The organism is Variovorax sp. GW821-FHT09B01, from assembly GCF_059418345.1.
Map to the genome: position 1 here is coordinate 625,563 of NZ_JBWKPQ010000001.1, position 23,855 is coordinate 649,417.

20 protein-coding genes are annotated in these 23,855 nt (G+C 71.0%); 11 read left to right on the plus strand and 9 right to left on the minus strand.

The features are described 5' to 3' along the window. Positions 1 to 46 precede the first annotated feature (46 nt). Complete coding sequence (locus AC07RV_RS02630; RefSeq protein ID WP_296782176.1) at positions 47 to 574, minus strand: RNA polymerase sigma factor; 528 nt, start codon at positions 572 to 574, stop codon at positions 47 to 49. Positions 575 to 731: 157 nt separating this feature from the next. Here AC07RV_RS02630 and AC07RV_RS02635 point away from each other — a divergent pair, with 157 nt between their 5' ends. The 8 genes from AC07RV_RS02635 (at position 732) to AC07RV_RS02670 (ending at position 10,325) form a co-directional block, all read left to right on the plus strand. Then, positions 732 to 1,238, plus strand: a complete 507-nt coding sequence (locus tag AC07RV_RS02635; RefSeq protein WP_208510176.1) for a sigma-70 family RNA polymerase sigma factor — start codon at positions 732 to 734, stop codon at positions 1,236 to 1,238. Beyond that, complete coding sequence (locus tag AC07RV_RS02640) at positions 1,235 to 2,260, plus strand: FecR domain-containing protein (protein WP_296782179.1); 1,026 nt, start codon at positions 1,235 to 1,237, stop codon at positions 2,258 to 2,260. The genes AC07RV_RS02635 and AC07RV_RS02640 overlap by 4 nt, the downstream gene beginning before the upstream one ends. Before the next feature lie 123 nt (positions 2,261 to 2,383). Beyond that, the gene (locus AC07RV_RS02645; RefSeq protein WP_296782181.1) at positions 2,384 to 4,864 is read left to right on the plus strand and encodes a TonB-dependent siderophore receptor; all 2,481 of its coding nucleotides are present in this window, start codon (positions 2,384 to 2,386) and stop codon (positions 4,862 to 4,864) included. A 2-nt stretch (positions 4,865 to 4,866) separates the two neighbouring features. Next, complete coding sequence (locus AC07RV_RS02650) at positions 4,867 to 5,586, plus strand: hypothetical protein (RefSeq protein WP_444814371.1); 720 nt, start codon at positions 4,867 to 4,869, stop codon at positions 5,584 to 5,586. 6 nt (positions 5,587 to 5,592) lie between these two features. Beyond that, entirely contained in the window at positions 5,593 to 8,190 is a 2,598-nt protein-coding gene (locus AC07RV_RS02655) for a sulfite reductase flavoprotein subunit alpha (RefSeq protein WP_296782520.1), read from the plus strand. Positions 8,191 to 8,269: 79 nt separating this feature from the next. Next, positions 8,270 to 8,920, plus strand: coding sequence for an ABC transporter ATP-binding protein (locus AC07RV_RS02660; protein ID WP_296782183.1), 651 nt, complete (start codon positions 8,270 to 8,272; stop codon positions 8,918 to 8,920). Then, entirely contained in the window at positions 8,917 to 9,708 is a 792-nt protein-coding gene (locus AC07RV_RS02665) for an ABC transporter permease (protein WP_208511771.1), read from the plus strand. The genes AC07RV_RS02660 and AC07RV_RS02665 overlap by 4 nt, the downstream gene beginning before the upstream one ends. Positions 9,709 to 9,842: 134 nt before the next feature. Continuing rightward, positions 9,843 to 10,325: a transcriptional repressor gene (locus AC07RV_RS02670; protein ID WP_296782185.1), complete on the plus strand. Its 483-nt coding sequence runs from the start codon at positions 9,843 to 9,845 to the stop codon at positions 10,323 to 10,325. 1 nt (position 10,326) lies between these two features. Here the strand turns inward: AC07RV_RS02670 and AC07RV_RS02675 are convergent, their stop codons facing one another. Then, entirely contained in the window at positions 10,327 to 11,082 is a 756-nt protein-coding gene (locus AC07RV_RS02675; RefSeq protein ID WP_296782187.1) for an FTR1 family protein, read from the minus strand. Between the two features lie 147 nt (positions 11,083 to 11,229). On the opposite strand from AC07RV_RS02675, the gene AC07RV_RS02680 reads away from it, so the two are divergent. The 3 genes from AC07RV_RS02680 to AC07RV_RS02690 all read left to right on the plus strand — a co-directional run bounded on the left by AC07RV_RS02680 (position 11,230) and on the right by AC07RV_RS02690 (position 14,697). Further along, positions 11,230 to 11,571 carry a hypothetical protein gene (locus tag AC07RV_RS02680; protein WP_093350187.1) on the plus strand — a complete coding sequence of 114 codons (342 nt, stop codon included), beginning with the start codon at positions 11,230 to 11,232 and terminating at the stop codon, positions 11,569 to 11,571. 344 nt (positions 11,572 to 11,915) lie between these two features. Then, complete coding sequence (locus AC07RV_RS02685) at positions 11,916 to 14,102, plus strand: TonB-dependent receptor (RefSeq protein ID WP_296782190.1); 2,187 nt, start codon at positions 11,916 to 11,918, stop codon at positions 14,100 to 14,102. Between the two features lie 73 nt (positions 14,103 to 14,175). Then, positions 14,176 to 14,697: a hypothetical protein gene (locus AC07RV_RS02690; RefSeq protein WP_296782192.1), complete on the plus strand. Its 522-nt coding sequence runs from the start codon at positions 14,176 to 14,178 to the stop codon at positions 14,695 to 14,697. A 24-nt stretch (positions 14,698 to 14,721) separates the two neighbouring features. On the opposite strand, the gene AC07RV_RS02695 is transcribed toward AC07RV_RS02690, so the two are convergent. The 7 genes from AC07RV_RS02695 to AC07RV_RS02725 form a co-directional block, all read right to left on the minus strand. After that, positions 14,722 to 17,265, minus strand: coding sequence for a TonB-dependent receptor (locus AC07RV_RS02695; RefSeq protein ID WP_296782194.1), 2,544 nt, complete (start codon positions 17,263 to 17,265; stop codon positions 14,722 to 14,724). A 138-nt stretch (positions 17,266 to 17,403) separates the two neighbouring features. Then, complete coding sequence (locus AC07RV_RS02700) at positions 17,404 to 18,360, minus strand: FecR domain-containing protein (protein ID WP_366929011.1); 957 nt, start codon at positions 18,358 to 18,360, stop codon at positions 17,404 to 17,406. Further along, positions 18,357 to 18,884 (minus strand): sigma-70 family RNA polymerase sigma factor, encoded by a 528-nt coding sequence (locus AC07RV_RS02705; RefSeq protein WP_296782198.1) that lies wholly within the window; start codon positions 18,882 to 18,884, stop codon positions 18,357 to 18,359. The genes AC07RV_RS02700 and AC07RV_RS02705 overlap by 4 nt, the downstream gene beginning before the upstream one ends. Positions 18,885 to 18,976: 92 nt before the next feature. Beyond that, positions 18,977 to 19,714, minus strand: coding sequence for a DUF4198 domain-containing protein (locus AC07RV_RS02710; RefSeq protein WP_296782200.1), 738 nt, complete (start codon positions 19,712 to 19,714; stop codon positions 18,977 to 18,979). Positions 19,715 to 19,725: 11 nt separating this feature from the next. Then, complete coding sequence (locus AC07RV_RS02715; RefSeq protein WP_296782202.1) at positions 19,726 to 22,167, minus strand: TonB-dependent siderophore receptor; 2,442 nt, start codon at positions 22,165 to 22,167, stop codon at positions 19,726 to 19,728. A gap of 134 nt (positions 22,168 to 22,301) precedes the next feature. Further along, positions 22,302 to 23,312: a FecR family protein gene (locus AC07RV_RS02720; RefSeq protein WP_296782204.1), complete on the minus strand. Its 1,011-nt coding sequence runs from the start codon at positions 23,310 to 23,312 to the stop codon at positions 22,302 to 22,304. Further along, positions 23,302 to 23,811: a sigma-70 family RNA polymerase sigma factor gene (locus tag AC07RV_RS02725; protein ID WP_296782206.1), complete on the minus strand. Its 510-nt coding sequence runs from the start codon at positions 23,809 to 23,811 to the stop codon at positions 23,302 to 23,304. Before AC07RV_RS02725 ends, AC07RV_RS02720 begins: the two co-directional genes overlap by 11 nt. Between the last annotated feature and the right edge of the window lie 44 nt (positions 23,812 to 23,855).

A 23,855-nucleotide genomic window follows, 5' to 3' on the forward strand; every position in this document is an offset into this window, starting at 1 on the left:
GCCGACAGGTTCGCCAGCGAGGACACGCGGCGATGCGTCGCGACGCTCAGCCATGGAAATCCACCAGCGCGCGGGCGCAGGCCTCCATGCCGCGGCGCAGATGCTTCTCGACCGCCTTGACCGAGATGCCCAGGTGCGCCGCCACCTCGGCCTGCGGCAGCTCGTGCACCTTGTGCATCACGAACACCTCGCGGCAGCGCTGCGGCAGCGACGCGATGGCCTCGGCCAACACCTCGATGCCCTCGCGCGCGGCGACGATGCGCGCCGGCTCGTGCAGGTCGAGCGCCTCGGGCGGCTCGGCCATCAGCTCGATCAGCGCGTCACGGCTGCGCTCGGCGCGCCAGCGGTCGACCGCGCGGCGCTTGGAGAGGATGCGCAGGAAGGCCAGCGGCGTGTGGATTGGCGTGCGCGGCGGCGTCTCGATCAGGTCGGCGCAGACCTCGTGCACGATCTCGCGCGCGGCGCCGCGCTCGCCACGGCCGAAGCTCAGGCGCCGCACGTGGTCCACCAGTTCTTCGTAGTGGCTCACGAGCGCGGCGATCAGCGGGGAGTCGATGGAGTGCTTGTGCGACACGGGCGGCGTGGCGTCGGTGCGGGTGTAAGCGTTTGATTCTAATTGCGAATCGTTTGCAACTTCAAACTGGGCCGGACCCAGGCCTGAAGTCGACTGCTAAAATTGAGAACCATTCGTATTAAATCCTGAGCGCAGCCAGTCGCTGCGGGGAGATGCCATGTCGGCCGCCGAGTTCGTGCCTCCGCACGAAGTGCAATCGCTCTACAGCAACCACCACGGGTGGCTGCAGGGGTGGCTGCGCCGCAAGCTGGGCTGCCCGCACAACGCGGCCGACCTCGCGCAGGACACCTTCGTCCGCGTGCTCGGCAAGAAGGAGCCGGTGGCCGCCGCCGAGCCGCGCGCCTACCTCGCGACCATCGCCCACGGGCTGGTGGTCGACTTCCACCGCCGCCGCGCGCTCGAACGCGCCTACCTCGAGACCCTGGCCGCGCTGCCCGAGCCGCAATCGCCCTCGCTCGAAGAGCGCGCGATCGTGCTGGAGGCGCTGAGCGCGATCGACGCCATGCTCGACGGCATGAAGCCCGCGATCCGCCAGGCCTTCATCCTCTCGCAGCTCGAGGGCCTGACCTATGCGCAGATCGCGCAGCGGCTGCAGGTGACGGTGCGCACGGTCAACAACTACATGCTCAAGGCGCTCGAGCATTGCTACCTGCTCGCGCCATGAGCGCATTCGAACTCGATTCGCCGGCCGGCGACATCGGCCTGCCCGCCGGCCACGAGGCCCGCGTGCGCAAGGAGGCGATCGCCTGGTACGCGCAGCTGTGCTCGGGCGAGGCCACGCCGGCCGACCACGAGGCCTGGCGCCGCTGGCACCGCGCGCATGCGGAACACCGCCGTGCCTGGGAAAAGCTCGAGGCGATGCAGGCCACGCTGCAGCGCGTGCCCGGCCACATCGCCGCCTCGACCCTGCGCGCGGCCGGCGCGGCGCGCACCGACCGCCGGCGCCTGCTGCGCGGCGTCGCGCTGGTGGCCTCGGGCGGCGCGCTCGGCTACCTGTCGTGGCAGGTGGCCGATGGGGGCGGGAGCTGGCCCGCGCTGCTGGCCGACTACCGCACCGGCACTGGCGAGCAGCGCAGCATCGACCTCGCCGACGGCTCGAGCCTGCTGCTCAACACGCGCAGCGCGGTCGACGTGGTGTTCGACGGCACGCGCCGGCTGGTCCGGCTGCGCGAGGGCGAGCTGCTCGCGGAGACCGCGCGCCACCGCATGCCCGGCAGCCACGATGCGCGCCCCTTCCTGGTCGAGACCGCGCAGGGCCGCATCCTCGCGCTCGGCACCCGCTTCACCGTGCGCAGCGAGGGCGGCATCACGCGCGTCACGGTGCTCGACGACGCGGTCGAGGTCCGGGCCGCGAATGCGCCCGAACGCGCGCTGCGGCTGCAGGCCGGCCAGCAGGTCGACATCGGCAGCGACGGCGTGGGCGTGCCGCAGGCGGCCGACGCGGCCTCGGCCGCCTGGGCCCAGGGCAGCCTGGTCGTCAACGACTGGACGCTGCAGGAAGTGGTGGCCGAACTCGCACGCTACCGGCGCGGCCGGCTGGCCTGCGATCCGGCGGTGGCGAACCTCAAGGTGTCGGGCGCCTTTCCGATCCACGACACCGACAGGGCGCTGTCGGTGATCGCGCGCAGCTTCCCGGTGCGCGTGGCCAGCCTCACGCGCTACTGGGTCTCGCTGGTGCCGGCCTGATTCCTGCATCCAGGGCCCGCGCAAAAAATCTTCCGCCGCCTTTCATCTTTTCCGATTTCGTTCGGCCTTCCTCCTGAGAACCATGGCGAGCGCCATGGATTGCAGTTCTGCCGAAGGAATCCCATGCACGCGCACCCGTCCTCACCCACCCCCGTCTCCAAGGCGTTGCTGTGCCTGCTGGCGCTGGCGGCCGCCATGCCCGTCGCGGCGCTGGCCGCCGAGCCGGCCCGGCCCGCCGCGAGCGCCAACGCGCCCGGCGCCGCACGCGCCTACCGCATCGAGCCCGGCCCGCTGGCCGCGGTGCTGGGCCGTTTCGCGGCCGCGGCCGGCGTGGCGCTGTCCTTCGATCCCGCCCACACCCGGGACCTGAACTCGCGCGGCCTCGACGGCAGCTTCACGGTGCAGGCCGGCTTCGCCACGCTGCTCGCGGGCACGGGCCTCGAGGCGGTCGAGGGTGGTGCCGGCGAATTCATCCTGCGTCGCTCGGCGAGCGCGCAGGCCGAGCCCGGCGTGATCGAGGGCACCGGCGCGCTGCCCGCGGTGCGCGTGGTGGCGCGCGCGGCACCCGTTCCCGGCGACGCCGACGACCGCTACCAGCCCACGCCCGACGCCTCGACCCTGCGCACCACCGCGCCGGTGCTCGAGATCCCGCAGGTGGTCAACGTGGTGCCCGCGCAGGTGATCCGCGACCAGCGCCCGCGCAACATCGACGATGCGCTCGCCAACGTCAGCGGCATCAACCAGGGCAACACCCTGGCCAGCACGCAGGACACGCTGATGAAGCGCGGCTTCGGCGGCAACCGCGACGGCTCGATCATGCACAACGGCATGCCGCTGGTGCAGGGCCGCGGCCTCAACGCCGCGGCCGAGAGCGTGGAGGTGCTCAAGGGCCCGTCCTCGCTGCTCTACGGCCTGATGGACCCGGGCGGCGTGATCAACGTGGTCAGCAAGAAGCCGCAACTGACCCAGCGCACCGCGCTGTCGCTGGGCGCCTCGGGCTACGCGGGCGGGCGCAACGGCAGCGGCCAGACGCTCGACACCACCGGCCCCATCGGCGAGAACGGCCTGGCCTACCGGCTGATCGTCGACCGCGTCGACGAGGACTACTGGCGCAACTTCGGCACCCACCGCGAGACGCTGGTCGCGCCCTCGCTGGCCTGGTATGGCGATGACACGCAGGCCGTGCTCTGGTACGAGTACCGCAAGTTCGTGACGCCCTTCGACCGCGGCACCGCGCTCGACCCGCGCACCAAGAGCCCGCTGGACCTGCCCAAGACCCGACGCCTGGACGAGCCCTGGAACGAGATGCGCGGCGAGAGCCACCTGGCCCAGCTCTCGGTCGACCACCAGTTCGGCGGCGGCTGGGCCGGCCACTTGAACCTCAGCTACAACCGCGAGACCTACGACGCCAACCAGCTGCGCATCACCGGCCTCAACACCACGCGCGGCACGCTCACGCGCAGCAACGACGCCACGCACGGCGCGCTGAGCACTGACAGCTACGCCACCGCCTATGTCGACGGCCGCGTCGAACTCGGCGGCATGCGCCACGACCTGCAGTTCGGCTGGGACGCCGAGTACCGCAAGATCTACCGCGCCGACCTGCTGCGCCAGGCCGTCACGCGCAGCTTCAGCTACCTCAACCCGGTCTACGGCCTCGAGTTCCCCTCGGCCACCGTGTCGGCCAGCGACAGCGACCAGACCGACAAGCTGCACAACCAGTCCTTCTTCTTCCAGGACTCGATCCATCTCGGCGAGCGCTGGATCGCGGTGGCCGCGCTGCGCTACCAGGCGTGGTCGCAGACCGCGGGCCGCGGCCGTCCGTTCAAGGCCAACACCGACACCGACGGCTCCAAGGTGCTGCCGCGCGTGGGGCTGGTCTACAAGTGGAGCGACAGCCTGTCGCTCTACGGCAGCTACACCGAGTCGCTCAAGCCCACCTCGACCATCGCGCCGCTGTCCTCGGGCTACATCGTCGATGCCTCGGTGGCGCCCGAGCAGGGCAAGTCGTGGGAGCTCGGCGCCAAGCTCGACCTGGCCGGCGGCCTCACCGGCACCGTGGCGCTGTTCGACATCCGCAAGAAGAACGTGCTGGTCTCGCAGTTCAACGACGTGACCAAGCTGACCGACTGGCGCACCTCGGGCGCGGCGCGTTCGCGCGGCCTCGAGCTCGACGTGGCCGGCGAGCTCGGCAGGAACTGGAGCGCGATTGCGAGCTACGCCTACATCGACGCCAAGACCACCGAAGACCCGCTGTACGCCGGCAACCGCCTGTGGAACGTGGCGCGCCAGACCGCGTCGCTGTCGGCCGTGTACGACTTCGGCCAGGTCTTCGGCGCCGAGGGCCGGCTGCGCGTGGGCGGCGGCGTGCACTACGTGGGCAAGCGGCCCGGCGACTCGGCCAACAGCTTCGTGCTGCCGGGCTACACCACCGCCGATGCCTTCGCCACCTACGACACGCGCATCCACGGCCGCAAGGTCAAGTTCCAGCTCAACGTGAAGAACCTGTTCGACAAGACCTACTACCCCTCGGCCGCGAACACCTACTTCATCTCCATGGGCGACGCGCGCCAGGTGTCGTTGCTCACCACCTTCGAGTTCTAGGCATGAAGGACGCCGCTTCCATCGATCGCCGGTCCGCACTGCTGCGGCTCGCCATGCCGCTTGCCGCGGGACTGGCCGGCACGGCCGGCGCACAGCCGGCACCCGGCCGCAAGCTCGTGCTGCTGGTGCAGCGCGGCAGCCCGAACGCGGCGGTCGACGAGCAGGTCGCGCAGCACCTGGGCACGCGCGGCTTCGCGGTCGCCGTGCTCGACCAGGCGGTGGGGCCGGCCGCGGCGGCGGGCGCCGAGCTGGTCGTGATCTCGTCGACCGTGGCCGCGAAGGACGTGCATCCGGGCTGGCGCCAGCTGCCGGTGCCGCTGCTGACCTGGGAGAACGACCTGCTCGACGACCTCGCGATGACGGGCAAGCGCCATGACGTCGATTTCGGCGAGGCCGCGAAGGAGCGCTACCTCTGGCTGGTGAACGCGCCGCATCCGATGGGTGCGGGCCTGCCGGCCGGCGTGGCCAATGTGTATGTGCGCCAGGCCGGCATGAGCTGGGGCCGGCCCGGACTCGGCGCCACCACCATCGCCACCCTCTACGGCCAGCCCGAGAAGGCGGCCATCTTCGGCTACGAGAAAGGCGCCACCATGGACTACGAGTCGCTCGCGCCCGCGCGCCGCGTGATGGTCTTCCTCGGCAACGACGGCTTCACCAACCTGGCACCGGCCGGTCGCGCACTCTTCGACGCGGCCGTGGACTGGGCCGCGGGAGCGCGCTGAATGACGATGCCGACATGGCGCCAGGCCTGGTTCCAGCTGCACTGGCTGCTGGGCATCACGGCGGGCAGCGTGCTGCTCGTGATCGGGCTCAGCGGCGCGGTGCTGTCGTTCCGCGAGGAGCTGATCGACGCGCTCAATCCCGGTGGTCGCCATGTGGCGGTGCAGGACAAGGAAGCGCTCGCGCCACCGCAGCTGCTCGCGGCCGTGCGCGAGGCCTTTCCCGGCCGCCAGGTCGGCACGCTCGCGCTGTTCGCCGAACCCGGCGCCGCGGCGCGCGTGATCTTCGCGCCGCGCCCCGGCGAGCGCCGCGGCGACACCGTCTACCTCGATCCCTATGCGGGCCGGCCGCTGCCGCCGCTGGTGGGCGCCGAGTTCTTCGAATGGGTCGAGACGCTGCACCGCTGGCTGCTGCTGCCGCGCGAGCCGGGCCGCGTCGCGGCCGGCGTGCTGGCGATCGGGTTGTTCGTGCTGGCGCTCTCGGGCCTGTACCTGCGCTGGCCGCGGCGGCCGCTCGACTGGCGCGCGTGGCTGACCTTCGACCCGGCGCTCAAGGGCCGGCCCTTTCTCTGGGGGCTGCATTCGGTGACCGGCACCTGCGCCTTGCTGATGTACCTGGTGTTCACCACCACCGGCGTCTACTGGGCCTTCGACGCCGTGCGCGACCGCGTCGATGCCTTCGCGGGCCAGCCGCGCGCGCCAGCGCAGGCACGCAATGCGCCGCGCGTGCGCAACATGCAGCGCGACGACGCCGGCGCGGTCGACGTGGCGCCCGCCTGGGCCACGTTCCAGCGCCAGGCCGCCGCGAGCGGCTGGAGCGAGGTCATCCTGCGCGTGCCCACGGGCGCCGCGCCCACGGTGCTGTTCACCTGGCTCGATGCGCATCCGGCCCACGAGCGCGCGCGCAACCGCATGACGGTGCGCCTGCCGGGCGGCGAGGTCGCGCAGGATGAGCGCCATGACGCCAAGCCTCTGGGCGGCCGCTTCCTGGCCGCCATCTATCCGCTGCACATGGGCACCTATTTCGGGCTGCCGGGACGCATCGCGATGATGCTGGCGGCGCTGATGCTGCCGGTGTTCACCGTCACGGGCTGGATGCTCTACCTCGACCGCCGGCGCAAGAAGCGCGCGGTGGCCGCGGAACGCGCAGCGCTTGCCGCTGGGGCAGGGCGGCCGTCGGCAGATGGCGCGACAGCGCCAGAAGGCGTGCTCGTGGCCTTCGCGAGCCAGTCGGGCACGGCCGAGGGCATCGCACTGCGCAGCGCCGCCGCGCTCGAGGCCGGCGGCTTGCGCGTGACCGTGGCCTCGCTCGCGCGGCTCGACCCCGAGCAACTGCGCCATCACCAGCGCCTGCTGCTGGTGGCCAGCAGCTTCGGCGAGGGCGGCCCGCCCGACGCGGCGCGGCGCTTCGCGCAGCGGCTGGTGCAGGTCGGTGGCGATGCGCTCGCGCACCTGCGCTACGGCCTGCTGGCGCTCGGCGACCGGCACTACGCGCGCTTCTGCGGCTTCGGCCATGCGCTCGACCATGCGCTGGTGGCGGCGGGCGCGCAGTCGCTGTTTCCGATGATCGAGGTCGACAACGGCGACACGGCCGCGCTTGCGCGCTGGCGCCGGCAACTGGTGGCGCTGCGCGGCGCCGATGCGGGGCCGGCCGAGGCGCTGGCCGATGAACCGCTAGCGCCCGCGTTCGAAGCCTGGACCTTGAGCGCGCGCCGGCTGCTGAATCCCGGCAGCCTGGGCGCGCCGCTCTACGAGATCGAACTCGCCGCGCCGCCCGAAGCGGCCGCTGCGTGGCGGCCCGGCGCCTTGGCCGAACTGCAGCCGCGGCTCGCGGCCGACACGGTAGCGGCCCTGTTGCGCGCGACACCCTGGACCGCGGATGCACCGGTCGTGTTCCAGGGCCGGCACTGCACGCTCGCCGAAGCCCTGGCCCGCAGTGCCGTGCCCGCGCCGCAGTCGCTGGTGCAAGGCCTCGATGCGCAGGCGCTGGTCGATGCGCTGGTGCCGCTGGCCACGCGCCGCTATTCGATCGCGAGCCTGCCCTCGGAGGGCCATCTGCGGCTGCTCGTGCGGCAGGCGCGCCATGAGCAGGGCCTCGGCATTGCCTCGGGCTGGCTCACTGCGCATGCGCCGTTGATGGCCCAGGTGCCGCTGCGCCTGCTCGCCAACCCCGGCTTCGCGCCCGTGGCCGACGACCGCCCCTGCATCTTCGTCGGCAACGGCTCGGGTTATGCCGGCCTGCGCGGCCACCTGCGCGAGCGCATCGAGCGCGGCCACCGGCGCAACTGGCTGGTGTTCGGCGAACGCCAGCTGGCGCGCGACGCCTTTTTCATGGACGAGCTGCGCCACTGGCAGGCCGGGGGCCAGGTCGAGCGCGTCGACCTCGCGTTCTCGCGCGACCATGCGCCGCGCATCTACGTGCAGGACCGCCTGCGCGAGCATGCGGGCGACCTGCGCCGCTGGGTGGGCGAGGGCGCCGCGATCTTCGTCTGCGGCAGCCTGCACGGCATGGCCGCGGGCGTGGACGAGGCGCTCGAGGCCGCGCTGGGGCGTGCCACGCTCGACGACCTGATCGCCGAGGGGCGTTACCGGCGCGACGTGTACTGAGAAGGCGCGCGCGGAGGCGGCGCTTCAGCCGCCGTTCAGCTTGATCGGCAAGCTCGGGGCTTTGGCCATTCTTTCGCGCATGCCCGAGCTTTCCCGTCCTTCCGCCCCCGGCCCGGCCCACCTGTCCATCGAGGGCCTGCGTGCGCTGCATGTCGGCCCCATCGCGCTGCAGGCCGCGCGCGGCGAATGCATCGCCATCCTCGGTCCCTCGGGCTCGGGCAAGAGCGTGTTCCTGCGGCTGGTGGCCGACCTCGACCCGGGCGAGGGCCGCGTGGTGCTCGACGGCATCGATCGCGCGACGCTGTCGGGCCCCGAATGGCGCCGGCGCGTGATCTACCAGGCGGCGGAGCCGGCGTGGTGGGGCATGGGCGTGGCCGAGCACTTCCCGGCCGGCCTCGATCGCGGCGAGCTCGCGGGATGGATCGCTGAGCTGAGCCTGCCGCGCGACGTGCTGCAGGCCGACATCGCACGGCTGTCGACCGGCGAGCGCCAGCGGCTGGCCCTGCTGCGCTCGCTCGCGCATCGCCCCGTGGTGCTGCTGCTCGACGAACCCACCGCCTCGCTCGACCCCGCCACCACGCTCGCGGTCGAAGCGCTGCTGGCGCGCGAACAGGCCGCGGGGCTGACGCTGCTCTGGGTCACGCATTCGCACGAGCAGGCCGCGCGCGTCGCGGCACGTCATCTCGAACTGAACGCGGGCCGGTTGCAGCCGGCGGGGAGCGTCGCATGAGCCCCATCCATCTCGACGCCACCGACCTGGTGCTGGCCACGGTGCTGGTGCTGCTGAACGCGCTCGCCTCGCTGCTGCTGGGGCTGCAACTGCATCGGCAGGTGTTGTGGGCGGCCGCGCGCATGGTGGTGCAGCTGCTGCTGGTGGGGCTGGTGCTGCGCTTCGTGTTCGCGGCGGCTTCGCCGGGCGCCACCCTGGCCATCGTGCTGCTGATGATCCTGGCCGCGGCGCGCGAGGTGGCGGTGCGGCCCGCGCACCGGTTGCGCGGCGGCGGCAACTTCGGCATCGGCGCGGCGGCCGTGGGCGTGTCGAGCGTGGCGACGGTGGTGCTGGCGCTGATGACCGCGATCCGGCCGCAGCCCTGGTACGACCCGCGCTATGCGATCCCGCTGATGGGCATCGTGCTCGGCAGCGTGCTCAATTCGGCCAGCCTGGGCCTCGACAGTTTCTTCGAAGGCGTGACCGAGGGGCGGGCGCGCATCGAGGCCCGGCTCGCGCTGGGCGCGACCATTCACCAGGCGATGGCGGCGCTGATCCGCTCGTCCATCCGCAAGGGGATGATCCCGATCGTCAACCAAATGTCGGCGGCCGGCGTGATCACCTTGCCCGGCATCATGACCGGCCAGCTGCTCGCGGGCATGGACCCGGTCGAGGCCGCGAAGTACCAGATCCTGCTGCTGTTCCTGCTCACCGGCGCCGGCGGCGTGGCGGCCGCCGGCGCGGTCTACCTGGCGGCGCGCTCGCTGACCGACGACCGGCAGCGGCTGCGCGCCGACCGCCTGCGCTGAACCGATCATGCGGATGCAGCCATCTTTACCTGCTGTTTTCAATCCGTCCGGCAGTTTTGCAACTGCGCTGCATCATGCTTTTGGAGAGCGCGCCGCACCGCGGCGGCCACCGTATAGCCCCATCGACCATGCCCATGCCTGCTGAAAAATACCGGGAAGCAACGCTCGACGACGCCGCCATTCAGCGCCGCCTCGAGGACGCGGACATCCGCGTCAACCCCGAGCGCCTGCAGATCCTCGGCCGGCTGATGTCGAACGCGGGCCAGGCCTGCACGGCCCAGGAGCTCTATCCGCGCGGGGTCGAGGAATCGAATGCCGCCGCGGTGTCGCGCGTGTACCGCACGCTGCAGCTGCTCGAGAAGAAGCGGGTGATCGAGCGGCGGGTGCGGCAGGTGCGCGGGCGACCCGTGTTCACCTACCTCTATGGCGAGGAGCGCGCCTCGTCGCGCATCCGCTTCCAGTGCCGAAGCTGCGGTGCCAGCGTGGTCGCCGACGACATCCAGTTGCGCGAGCAGGTCGCGAAGGTCGGGGCCGACCAGGGACTGCCCGTGGCCTCGAAGGAGGACATCGTGGTGTGGATCGCGTGCAACCGCTGCAGCGCGGGCACGCCGGACTGAACTACTCGACGCGCGCGGCCGTCTCCGACCACCAGCCGCGCAGCACCCAGTAGAGCGGCGGCAGCATCAGCACGGCGCACAGCCAGGCATGGCGCGCGCCCTCCTCGAAGAAGGGCGCCACGGTCAGCGCCCAGGCCACGCCGTCGTCGCGCAGCTCGGGGATGCGCAGCAGGTCGGCCACGCTGTAGAGCAGCAGCTGGATCGCGAGCAGGGCCAGCAGCAGCGCCGAGACCCGGAACGCCAGCAGCAGCCGCGCGCGCAGGTGCAGCCACTTCCAAGCGGGCAGCAGCAGCCCGGTGGCGGCGACGCCCAGCAGCACGCCCAGCGCGGCATCCAGCATGCCGGCGCGCGCGCCGATCGCGCGCACGAAGACCGCGATCTCGAGCGATTCGCGAAAGGCCGACAGCGCGACGAAGGCCACGACCAGGAAGGGCGCGGCCGGGCTGTCGAGCCAGGCTTCGTGGAACAGGTGGACGCGGCCGCGGATCTGCCGCACCGAAGCGCCCATGCTCGTGGCCATGACCAGGATGCCGATCGCCATCAGGGTGCTGAGGCCGGCGCTGACGTTGCGGTCGACGGAGGCGTCCATCAGCAGCACCGACAGCGCCGCGGCGGGCGCCAGCCCCAGGCCTAGGCCCCAGCCGACGTACTTGATCAGCGAGAAGCGCCGCGACTCGCGCAGGCAGACATGCAGCGAGCCCACGATCAGGATCAGCTCGGCCAGCTCGCGCAGGGTGATGACGAAGGCGTCAAACATCGGTGAATCCGCGCGGCGTCGAGATGACAACGATTCTCATTGTTAAAGTATCGCACGGCCCTCCTCGAACGGCCGCGTGCGACACTGCCGTCGCGCCTTCGACAACAGAAACAGCGCTCAGCAGCACTCAGGGGTATCGCCGTGGCCGTGAACGATCAAGAAATCCTCAGCATCGTCGACCGGGCCGTCGACGAGTTCAACGGCGACCTCGACGACCTCGAAAGCGCGATCGGCATGCTGCTGCTCGGGCGTCACTACGGCTGGCGCGTGGTGCTGCTGATCCACAGCCCGACCACCGTGCGCAAGTACCTGAAGATCCTCGGCCTGAAGAACCTGCGCGACGTGCTGCCCGAGGTCGGCGTGCTCGCGCACCGTTCGAACGCCTGGCGCCTGCTCGACGGCACCAAGAACTTCTGGAAGGTCGTGCGCGGCCAGATCAGCGGCGTGCGCTCGGCGCGGGTCGAGAAGACCCCGACCAAGCCCTCCTGACCCCTCCGATTCGTCTGGATCCGGGACGCGCCGGAGGGGCGGCCGTGCGCGCTTGCGTGGCATTTCCCCAACACGAAAGTAGTTCTCCTGAAGACTACTGATCCTTGGCTTTCAGCGCCGACACCTTCCGTTTATCTCCCTTGAACCTGGCTTGGATGCCTCGCATCGCGCCGAATCAGTAGCACTTGACAGTACTACTACCTGCTTCTACATTTGCTCGAAATTGCGAATCGTTCGTATTTCCGCCTCTTTCGCGGCCGCGATCAGAAGGGGGAGGTGGCAGCGGCGATGCGCTCTTTCGCAGCCGGCGCGAATGCGCCTTCTCTTCCCTTCATCAGTTCCAAATGAACAAGTCACGCAGCCCGCGCCTTCCGGGCATGGCACCCGCGATCGCGCCCAGCGCCGTCGTCCGGGCGATTCACCTGCTCGCCGCCGGCGCCACCCTGGCCCTCGGCGCATCCACCGCCTGGTCGCAGACCGCCGACGGCAGCAACTCGCTGCCGCCCATCACCGTCACGGGCACCGAGCAGGGCTATGCCGCCAAGCGCAGCACCACCGCCACCAAGACCGACACGCCGCTGCGCGACACGCCGCAGTCGATCAGCGTGGTGACCAGCGACGAGCTGCGCGACCGCGCGGTGCAGAGCATTGCCGAGGCCGCGCGCTACGTGCCGGGCGTGGGCTTCGCGCAGGGCGAGGGCAACCGCGAGACGCCGATCTTCCGCGGCATCAGCACCACCGGCGACTTCTTCATCGACGGCATCCGCGACGACGTCCAGTACTACCGCGACCTCTACAACATCGAGCGCGTGGAAGTGTTCAAGGGCCCGAACGCGATGATCTTCGGCCGCGGCGCCACCGGCGGGCTGATCAACCGCGTGAGCAAGCAGCCCGAGTGGACGCCTTCGTACGGCGCCTCGGTCACGCTGGGCTCGCACAGCAACCGCCGCCTGACGGCGGACATCAACCAGCCGATCAACGACCAGCTGTCGTTCCGCCTCAACGGCCTGTACGAGAACTCCAAGAGCTACCGCGACGGCGTCTGGCTCGAGCGCTCGGGCATCAACCCGACCCTGAGCTGGCGCCCGAGCGCGAAGACGCTGGTGACGCTGGGCTACGAGCACTTCAAGGACAAGCGCATCGCCGACCGCGGCATCACCTCGTTCCGCGGCGTGCCGGTGGTCACCGATCCCTCGACCTTCTTCGGCAACGCGGCCGGCAGCCCGACCTGGTCCTCGCTCGATGCCTTCAACGCACTCGTCGAGCACGAGTTCGACAACGGCGTGGTGCTGCGCAACCGCACGCGCTGGTCCGAGCAGGACAAGTTCTACCGCAACGTGTTCCCCGGCGCGGTCAACGCGCTCGGCACCACGGTGGCGATCAGCGCCTACGACAACGCGACCACGCGCAAGAGCTTCTTCAACCAGACCGACGTCAGCTTCACGCTGAACACCGGCGCGGTGAAGCACAAGTTCCTCGTGGGCGCGGAGATCGGCAAGCAGGACACCGACAACTTCCGCAACACCGGCTACTTCAACAACACGGCCACCAGCGTGAACGTGCCGCTGTGGCTGCCGGCGACCTATGCGCCGGTGTTCTACCGCCAGTCCGCCACCGATGCCAACAACAGCGGCACCGCCAAGGTCGCGGCGCTCTACGTGCAGGACCAGATCGAGCTGAGCCCGCAGTTCCAGCTGATCGCGGGCCTGCGCTACGACCGCTTCCGCGTCGACTTCCAGAACAACCGCAACGGCGACCGCTTCAAGACCAACGACGACCTCGTGTCGCCGCGCCTGGGCGTGATCTACAAGCCGGTCGAACCGCTGTCGCTGTACGCGAACTACAGCATCGCCTACCAGCCGCGCGCGGGCGACCAGCTGTCCTCGCTCACGCTGAGCTCGTCGGCGCTCAAACCCGAGAGGTTCAAGAACTACGAGATCGGCGCCAAGTGGGACGTGCTGCCCGCGCTCGCGGCCACCGCCGCGCTCTACCGCCTCGACCGCTCCAACGTGGTGGTGCTCGACCCCACCGACCCGACCGGCGCGCGCACCATCCTCAGCGACGGCCAGCGTACCCAGGGCTTCGAGCTCGGCTTGAGCGGCAACATCACGCCAGCCTGGAGCGTCTCGGGCGGCTACTCCTACACCGACGCCAAGTTCAAGGCCGACACCTCGGCCACGATCCGCGCGGGCGCGCGCGTGGGCCAGGTGCCCAAGCACACCTTCGCGCTGTGGAACCGCTACGACTTCACGCCGATGTGGGGCGCGGGTGCGGGCGTGATCCACCAGGCCAAGATGTTCGCGTCGAGCGAGCAGATCGTGACCAACGCGGCACCGTTCCCGAACGTGGTGCTGCCGGGCTACACGCGCGTCGACGCGGCCGTGTTCTTCACGCTCAACCGCAACGTGCAGATGCAGCTGAACGTCGAGAACCTGTTCAACCGCAAGTACTTCCTCAACGCGAACAGCAACACCAACATCACGCCGGGCGCGCCGCGCTCGTTCCGCGTGTCGCTGAACGCGAAGTTCTGATGCGCGTGGCCGGCGGGCTTCATTGCCCGCCGGCCGTGTCTGCCTGCGAGCCGAAGGTTTCAGGAGCCCGATGATGAATCCACCCACGAGCCCGTCGTGGCAGCCCGACGCGATGACCCGCCTCGTCAACCGCAAGGCGGGCCTGCGCCATCCGGCGTTCGGACCGCACTCCGGCGTCACCGACCGCAACCAGCTGCAGCACGAGCGCATCCTCGCGGCCATGGCCGAGTCCGAGGGCGGCAACCTGCATCCACGCGACCTGCACCGCAGGCTCACGCAACGGGGCACGCCGATGAACATGTCGGCCATCTATTCGGCGCTCAAGCGGCTGGCGGCCGAGGGCGCGATCCAGCACCTGCTGGTGGAGCGCAACGGCCGCGCCGTCTCGACCTACAGCCTGCCCGACAGCGATGCCTGCGACGCCGCGGGCCGGCTGGTCTGCACCGGCTGCCGGCGCTGGGTCGACCTCCGGGGCACGGGCCTGCTGTCGCGGCTCATCGCCGATGCCTGCAAGGCCCACGTACCGGCGGCCGCGGTGGAGGCCGTCGAAGTGCAGGTGCTGTGCGAAGCCTGCCGCGAAGCGCGGGACGACTGAGCTTCGCGTCGCCGCCGAACCGCCTCACCAGCGGTGCGTGTAGCTCAGCTTCAGCACCGCTCCGGGCGCCGGCAGGCGGCTCGTGTTGTTGTTGCTGCGAAGCAGCTGGCTGTAGAGCGGGAAGTACTTCCGGTTGAAGAGGTTCTCCACGCCGATCGCCAGGTTGTTCTTGTCGTCGATCTTCCAGCGGCTGATCAGGTCGACCGTGGTGTAGCCGCTGGTGTCGCGGCGCCCGAAGCTGCTCACGCCATCGAGACGGTAGTCCTTGCCCGAATACGAAGTCGCCTGCAGCCGGTGGCTCCACCGGCCGTCGGGCTTGTACTCGACGTAGGCCGTCAGCTTGAGCGGCGGGATGCGGTAGCCGGTCATGTCCTGGTAGCGCGCGGCGCCCTGCGGCAGCTCGCGGCCCTTCATCCAGGTGAAGCTGCCGCCCAGGGCCCAGCGCTCGTCGTCGCTGAAGTAGTCGAGCGCGCCTTCGAGGCCGTGGATGCGCTCCTTGGTGCGCAGCAGGTTCAGCCCGTTGTTGAAGCTCTGCACGGCGCCGAGGTCCGACTGCGACTGGAAGGCCGCGAGGTTCGCGACCACGTTCGAGAACCGGCCGCGCCATCCGAGCTCGAAGGTGTCGGTCTTGACGGGCTGCAGGTCGGAGCCCGCGATGTTGAAGGCCGGCGTGGCATTGCGCACCTGCAGGCCGATGTCGGGCAGTTCGAAGCCCTGGCTGTACGACAGGTAGAGGTCGTGCGCCTTGGTCGGGTTGAAGACCAGGCCCGCGTTGTAGGTCCAGCCCTTGTAGTCGACCGCGCCGCCGTTGACCGGGCGCGGGTTGGCCACGCGCGATTGCGACAGCGGCACGAAGCTGTCGAAGCGCGTGCGCGCGCGGTCGTAGCGCACGCCGCCTTCGACCGACCACCGGTCGTCGAAACGGTGCTGCAGCTGGGCGAAGCCGCCGAGGCTGCGCGTGGTGATCGGCGGCATGAAGATGCGCGAGCCGGTCTTGAGGAAGCGCAGGCCGCCGCTCAGGTCGTACAGGCGCGGATCGAATACGTCCAGCGGCATGTCGCTGCGCTCCTGGTTGAAGTCGGCGCCCCAGGTCAGTTGCGTCTTCTTGTCCGCGCCCAGTGGCGTCTTGATGGTCAGCCGGCCGCCGTAGACCTCGGAGTTCTGCGTCACCTGGTCCACGTTGGCGCCGCGCACCGACACGCCGCGCGCATCGAAGGGCGCGAAGCGGGTGAAGAAGTCGCGGTAGTAGAACTGCGCGGCCAGCGAGCTGCCGGCGATGTCGCGGTGCTGGTAGTCGACGCCCACCAGCGTGTTCTTCACGCGGTTCTGCTCGGCCAGCTGCAGCCCGCGCAGCGGCCGAGCCGCGGCGCTGCCCGCGGGCAGCTTCGCCACCGAGGGATCGGAGCCGTAGTCGGTGTCCTGCTTCGCGTCGTAGTGGCTCGCGGACAGCTGCAGCCGCTGGTTCGCATCGATGCGCCAGCCGATCTTGGCCGAGGCGCTGTAGATGTTCGAGTCGAACAGGTCGCCTTGGCTCGGCTCGGGCGCGATGCGGTTGCCTTTCGCGTCGTAGGAGGCGCCGACGCGGCGCGCGCCGAGGCTCAGCGTGTAGTCGATCTTCTCGCCCGCGCCCGAGAAGTAGTGCTGCACCTCGCCGCCGAAGCCCGCCGAACCGATGCGCGACAGCGGCGTCACGCCGGTCACGGTGGTCTCGGCGCGCGTCTGCCCGTCGGGCTGGCGCGTGCGGATGGAGACGATGCCGCCGGCCGCGCCGCTGCCGTAGATCGCGCTGCTGCCGCGCAGCACCTCGATCTGCTCGACGTCGGCCGGGTTGACGTTGGCCAGGTTGCGCGAGGAGTCGCGGTTGGTGTTGAGCGGGATGCCGTCGACCAGCACCAGCATGTTGCGCCCGCGCAGGGTCTGGCCGTAGTCGGTGATGGTGTGGCTGGAATCGGCCATGCCCGGCACCACCTTGCTCAGCAGGGTGGCCACGCTGTCGGAACCCTGGCGCAGGCCCTCGAGCTCCTGGCGCTCGATCACCGTGACCTGGCGCGTGGGCGCCATCAGGTTGCTCTGCGTGCGGTCGGTCACCGTGATCGGTGCCAGCGCATCGCCCGGGCTCGCGGGTTCGACGGCCGGCGCTGCTGCACCCGAAGGCGTGGGACGGCTGGCCGGTGCCGCCGCATCGGCCGCCTCCAGCGTGAAGTTGCCGCCGCCCAGCGCGCGCGTGCGCAGGCCGCTGCCGGCCAGCAGGCGGTCGAAGCCTTCCTGCACCGCGAACGCGCCGCGCAGGCCCGGCGTCGCGAGGCCGCGCGTGCGTCCCAGGTCCATGCTGAGGTTGACGCCGGCCTGGCCCGCGAAATTCAGCAGCGCCGGGCCCAGCGGGCCGGCGGGAATGTCGTAGCGCGCGGGAGCCTGGGCCACGGCGGGATCGGCGGCCCGCGCCAGCGGCGCGGCCAGCGTGCCGCACAGGCCGAGCAGGCACAGCGCGCCGCGCACGCTGCGCACGAGCGGGCGCGGCGGCGCCGCGCGGAGGGTTCGGGAAGCGGAAGGGCGGGGCCGTTCGGTCATGAAGAGGGGTCCTGTCGTCGGTCGTTGAAAGCGGGTCTCGTCCTGCATGACAGGCGAGCCGCGAAAACCGGACAGGGCGGCGCAAAAAAAAAGAACCCGCCGGGGTGGCGGGCCAAAGGGGGGTGGTGGTGGGGTCGGTCAACGCGCGGCGATGGTCACCCAATAGCGTGTTCTGGGTTCGATGCGCACCGGCAGGGTCTGGGCCAGCAGTTCCAGGATTCGGTCCGTGTCGTCGAGCTGGAAGGCACCCGAGACGCGGATCTCGGCCGCGGCCGGATCGCAATGCAGGGCGCCGCTGCGGTAGCGCGCGAGCTCGGCCGCGAAGTCCGCGAGCCGCATCTCCTCGGCGTAGAGGACGCCGCGGGCCCAGGCATCGGCGCCGGCCGCCAGCGCGCGCGGCGCCGACACGGTCGTCGCGCTGAAGAAGGCCTGGCGCCCCGCGGGCACGATGACGGGTGCGCCGGGATCCCGCGCGGGCCGGATCTCGACCGCGCCTTCCAGCACGCTGAGCCGGCCGCGCGCGTCGTCGCTGCGCACGACGAAGCGCGTGCCCAGCGCACGCAGGCTGGCATGCGCGGTCCGGACGAGGAAGGGGCGCGGGTCGGGCGCGGTCTCGATCAGGATTTCCCCGGCCCGGTGGCGCAGCAGCCGCTGCGTGTCGTCGAAGTCCAGGCTCACGGCCGATGCGGTGTTGAGGTCGAGCCCGCTGCCGTCGGGCAGCGTCAGGTGCCTGCGCTCGCCGGTGGCGGTGCTGATGTCCGCACCGATCGCCTGCCAGGGCAGGGTGCGATAGCCGATCCATGCAGCCGATGGCACGCCGAGCAGCAGCGCCACCGTGCGCAGCAGCGCGCGCCGGCCGGCCGCGTCCCGGCGCCGGTCGAGCACCGGCATGCCCACGGCCGCGGGCACCGCGCCGAAGCGGCGGCTCAACTGTTCGGCGCTCTGCCAGACGCGCTGGTGCTCGGGGCTCTGGTTGCGCCATGCCTCGCAGCCCCGCAGGTCGGCGGCGCTCGGGCGACCGGCATGCAGGCGCGCGAGCCACTGCGCGGCTTCGTCGAGCAGCCGGGGATCGACCGGGGCGCCCGCGGGTCTCACGCGCCCTGCGCCAGCATCAGCCGCAGGCATTGCCGGAACCCCTGCGCCATGTAGCGCGTGACGGTGCGCACGCTGAGCTTCAGCCGCGCGGCGATCTCGTCGTAGGACAGGCCTTCGAGCTGCGACATCAGGAAGGCGGTGCGCACCGGGGGCGGCAGTTCGTCGAGCAGGGCGTCGAGCTCGTGCAGCGTTTCGAGCAGGATGGCGCGTTCCTCGACCGAGGGCACCAGCGCCTCGGGCAGCAGGGCCAGCGAGGCCAGGTAGGCGCGCTCGAGCGACTGGCGCTCGAAGTGATTGACCATCAGGCGCCGCGCCACGGTCGTGAGGTAGGCGCGCGGCTCGCGCAGCGGCGGAATGGCATCGGCGCGGTAGCCGGTCCACACGCGCATGAAGGTGTCGTGCGCGATGTCCGCCGCGTCGCAGCTGTTGCCGAGCCGGCTCCGCAGCCACCCGCAGAGCCACCCGTGGTGATCGCTGTAGAGCGCGTGGACCTCCCGCTGCAGGGCTGATTCGCCGACCACCATGCGCTTTCTCGTGCAGACCTGCTGCCGCCCTCTGTTTCTAAATAGGAATCCTTCGCATTGTAGTGCCTTGTGGCTACCTGGCCCCGCGCGATTCAGTGGCCGGCGCGCGGCAGCACGAACGCGAGGGTGGCTTCGAGCCCGTCCTCGTCGGCCTCGCTCCTGTCGCCGCGCGGGCGCACCAGCGAGGCCGCGATCACGTTGAGACCGCTGCTGCCCAGCGTGACCGTGGCGCGGCCCGCGCGGTCCGTCTTCACGCGCGGCCCCGCGGTGTGGCCCGTGAAATCGCCGATCACCTCGACACCCGCCACCGGCCGGCCCTTCGACAGCACGCGCACCGCGAGGCGCTGGCCGCGCCGCAGCGCGAAGGGATCGGCCAGCGGCACGATCTCCAACTCGGCACCGAGCGGCGCGAACGGCAGGCGGACCGGTGCGAGCAGGGTCGTGCCGTACTTCATGTAGTGCCCGGCCTTGCGCGCATCGGGCACCTGCAGGCGCGAGCCGCTGACCCACTTGCCGTCGCGGCCCTGCGACCAGAAACCGTCCTCGAGCGCCACCCACAGCACGGCTGCGTCCTTCGCCGGCTCGACCACCGCGTTGCGCGCACGCGCCGACACCTGCACCTGCGATGCCGCGCCGGTGGCGGTGAAGGCCTTCGTCTCGCGCAGCTGCCGCGGCTCGTAGGCCTCGTCGAGCGCGCCTTCGCCGAGTACCACGGCCAGTTCGCCCGCGCGCTGCGCGACCCACACGCCATGGGCCGACGACGCGCCGCAGCACAGGGCCGCGAGCGCCAGGACCATGTGCCGCAGACCACCCCTTGCATCGATCTTCATGCGGGCCTCCTTCAGAAGTTGGCCGTCATCGACAGCCGGACGATGCGCGGATTGCCCTGCGTCACGCCGCCGTAGTTGACCGAGCTCCAGTAACGCCGGTTCGTCACGTTCTCGATCGACAGCCGCAGGATCGATTGCGCGCCCATCAGCCGCGTGACATAGGCCGCGCCCAGGTCCCAGCGCGTGAAGCTCGGCACGATCAGCGTGTTGGCGCGGTCCAGCGGCCGGTTGCCGACGTGGTAGATGCCGGTGTTGAGCGACAGCCCCGGCACCGCCATCAGCCGGTAGTCGAGGAACAGGTTGGCCTGGAAGCGTGCCACGTTGCTCGGGCGGCGGCCCTCGAGCGCGGGGTCGCCGGTTTCGCGCTGCTGCGCGTCGAGCCAGGACACGCCGGCGATGCCACTGAGTTGCGGCGTGATCTCGCCATTGGCCGTGAACTCCACGCCGCGATGCCGCTGGCGGCCCTGCTGGCGGAAGACGTTGTCGGCCGGCGAGATCGCCTGCAGCGGCTTGTCCATGTCGAAGGCGGCGGCCGTCACCATCAGCCCGTCGCGCACGCGGCTCTTCACGCCGACCTCGTACTGCCGGCTCTTGATCGGCCCGAGCTTCTGCAGCGCGTTGTCGGCATAGCTCGGCGCATAGGCTCCCTGCTCGAAGCCCTCGCCGTAGGTCGCGTAGAAGGTGGTGCGCTCCGAGGGCTTGTACATCGCGCTCACCGTGGGCACGGTCACGTTGGTCGTGTACTTCGGCGTGCCGTCGTACTTGCTGCCGATGTCGCTGCTGTAGTCGATGTGGCGCGCGCCGATCAGCAGCTGCCAGTTCGGCCCGAAGGAGATCGTGTCGCTCGCGAACAGGCTGCTCTGGCGCGCCTTGCTCGCGGGCAGGTGCGTGTCCTCGGGGATGAAGGGCGCGAAGTAGGGCAGCGGCCGATAGATGTTGCCGATGTACTGCGGGAAGCGCAGGTAGTCGCCGTCGGGCGACTGCAGGCTCGAGTACGAGTAGCCGATGACCGCCTCGTGCCCGATCGAGCCGGTCTCGAAGCGCCCGGTCGCGAACACCTGGCCCGCGGTGGTGGGATAGGCCTCGCCCTCGTAGCGCGTGTTGCCGGCGAGCACGTCACCGTTCGGCGCCACCTTCGAGGCGTTGAAGAAGATCGCGTTGCGCTTGGTGCGGCTCAGCGCGAACTGCGCCGTCAGGTCCCAGTTCTCGCCGAGCGCGTAGTTCAGCCGCGCGCCGAGGTTCCACGCGTCGGTCTTGTACTGGCCCCAGGGCTGGCCGACCAGCGTGCGCGGATCGAAGCTGCGCGCGGGCACCAGCAGTCCGTCGCTGCGCGGGCCGATCATGCCGCTGGCGGCCAGCGACTTTCGCTGCCAGTCGAAGTCGAGCTGCAGCAGCGCGTCGCGGTTGAGCTTGATGTCCACCGCGCCGCTGAGGAAGTCGCGCCGCAGGTCGCCGAAATGGGTGAAGTCGCCGACCCGCTCGCTCGCGGCATTGAAGCGGTAGCCCACGGTGCCGGCCTCGTTGAGCGGACCGCCGGCATCGACGCTGGCATAGCGCCCGCCGTAGCTGCGCACCTCGGCGCTCACGCTGGCGAAGCGCTCGCGCGTCGGGCGCTTGAGCACGTAGTTGACGATGCCGCTGGGCTCGCCCACGCCGTACAGGAAGCCCGACAGCCCCTTGAGCACGTCGACGCGCTCCTTGTTCTCCAGCGGCACGTCGCTGTAGATGTTCGCCAGCAGGCCGTCGCGGCGCACGTTGTTGAAGGAGTTGGCCGAGAAGCCGCGCACCGCGACGCCGTCGAACGAGGAGAAGCCCGAGGTGGGCGTGACCGAGGGATCGTTGCGCAGCACGTCGAGCGCGGTGCGCGCGCGCTGGTTCTCGATGGTGTCGACGGTGTAGGAGCCGACGGCAAAGGGCAGGTCCTGCAGCGAACGAACGCCGAGCGCGCCGGCGTTCACGTCCTGCACGTCGTAGAGCCGTTCGCGCTGGGCGCTGACCACCACCGGCGCCAGCGTGCCGGTGCGCGCCGCGGCCTCGGCCGCCGCGTCGGGCAGCGCGCTCGCGCCCGTGGCCGGCGCGCCGATCCGGCGCAAGCGCCAGCCGCCGCCGGCCCCCGGCACCGCCTCGAGCCCGCTGCCGGCCAGCAGCCTGGCCAGGGCCTCGTGCACCGCATAGCTGCCCTGCAGGCCGGGACTCGCGAGGCCCTGCGTCAGGGTCGGGTCGATCGCGATCATGGTGCCCGACTCGCGGCCGAAGCGGCCCAGCACGCTGTCGAGCGAGCCGGCGCCGATGGCGTAGCTGCGCGGCACTTCGGCGGCCGGCGCGGGCTGGGCCAGCGCTGGAGCGGCCGAGGCGCCGAGCAGCGCCAGCGCCGCGCTCAGGCAGCCGGAGCGGGCGAAGGGCGCGAGCGGGAAGGGGCCGGTCCGGGCGGCGGACCGAGCATCGAATGCCATGGGAAGAACTCTCCGTGATCGTTGGAAGATGGGGCCCCCGCAGCCTTCGCTGCGGGGTGTCTCTTCCTGCTTGATGCACGAGGTCTGGAAACCTGCCGTTTTTCTTCGATCTTTTTTCGCGGCCCGTGCCCACGCTATCGCGCCGCGATCGTCGTCCAGTAAGGGCCGAGCGAACGGCGACGTACCGGCAGCGTTTCTTCCAGCATGTCGAGCACCGCATCGGTCCGCGCGACCGGAAACGCGCCGCTCACGAGGATGGCGCCCACCGCCGGGTCGCAGCGCAGCACGCCCGGGCGGTAGCGCCCCAGCTCCGCGAGGAAGTCGTCGAGCCGCATGCGCTCGACCACCAGCACGCCCTGGGTCCAGCCCGCGGCGTTCTCGCTGCTGGACTCGGGTGCCGAGATGCCATCCGCCGCGTAGCGCGCGCCTTGGCCCGCGGGCAGGCGCAGCGTGCCTTCGCGGCCGGCCACGCTGAGCTCGACCAGGCCTTCGAGCACGACGACCTCGCCCGTGGCGGGCCCATCGGGCGCGCGCACCAGGAAGCGCGTGCCGATCGGCACCACGCGCCCGGGCCCCGCATGCACGACCAGCGGCCGCGCGGCCGCATCGTGGCCCGAGCTGACCATGATCTCGCCGCCGAGCAGGCGGATGCCGCGCTCGGCCGCGCTGAAATCCACGTCGATCGCGCTGCGCGTGTTCAGCACCACGCGCGTGCCGTCCGGCAGCAGCACGCTGCGCTGTTCGCCGGTGGCCGTGCGGTAGTCGGCGCGCCACCAGGCCATGTCGTCGCGCAGCGCCCAGGCGCCCACGCCGCCGCTCGCGGCCAACACGAAGGCCTTGAGCGCCCAGCGCCGCCGCGCCGCGTCGGCGCCGCGCAAGGCGCCGCGGGCCGTCTCGGGCGCGAGGCCATGCACGCCGTCGCGCAGGTCGGCACCGAGGCCGCGCACGCGCTGCCAGGCCTTTTCGTGGTCGGGGTGCGCGCCGCGCCATTGCTCGCAGGCCGCGCGCTCGGCGGCGGAGGCGGCGCCCGATTGCAGCCGCACCAGCCATTCGACCGCCTGCGCGACGATGGCGCGATCGAGCGCCGCATTGCCCGCGGGCTGGAAGACCGCGCGCCGTGGCGCCGTGCCGACCTCAGCCGCCATAGACGGCGTCGTAGCAATGCGCATAGGCCTTCACCATGTCCTTCTGCACGATGTGGATCGACACGCCGAGCCGCTGCGCGATCTGTGCATAGGGCAGGCCGTCGAGCTGCGACAGCAGGAAGACCTCGCGCGTGCGCGGCTTCAGCCCGTCGAGCACGCGGCTGACCGCGGCCAGCGCCTCGAGCACCAGCAGGCGTGCCTCGGGCGAGGGGCTCGTGGCCTCGGGCAGGTGGGCGATCGCCTCGAGGTAGGCACGCTCGAGCGCGAGGCGGCGGAAGTACTGCGCCGCGATGCGGCCGGCCACGGTCGTGAGGTAGGCGCGCGGCTCGCGCAGCGGGCCGGTCTCGTTGGCCGACAGGATGCGCGCGAAGGTGTCCTGCGCCAAGTCGGCCGCGTTCTCGATGTTGCCGAGCTTGCGCCGCAGCATCTGCAGCAGCCACGAATGGTGTTCGCCGTACAGCGTGGCGACCAGTCGCACGGAGGCATCGGAGGTGGACATCGGAGGACGGCAGGCCGCGCAGCTCGTTGAGAATAGTTCTCATT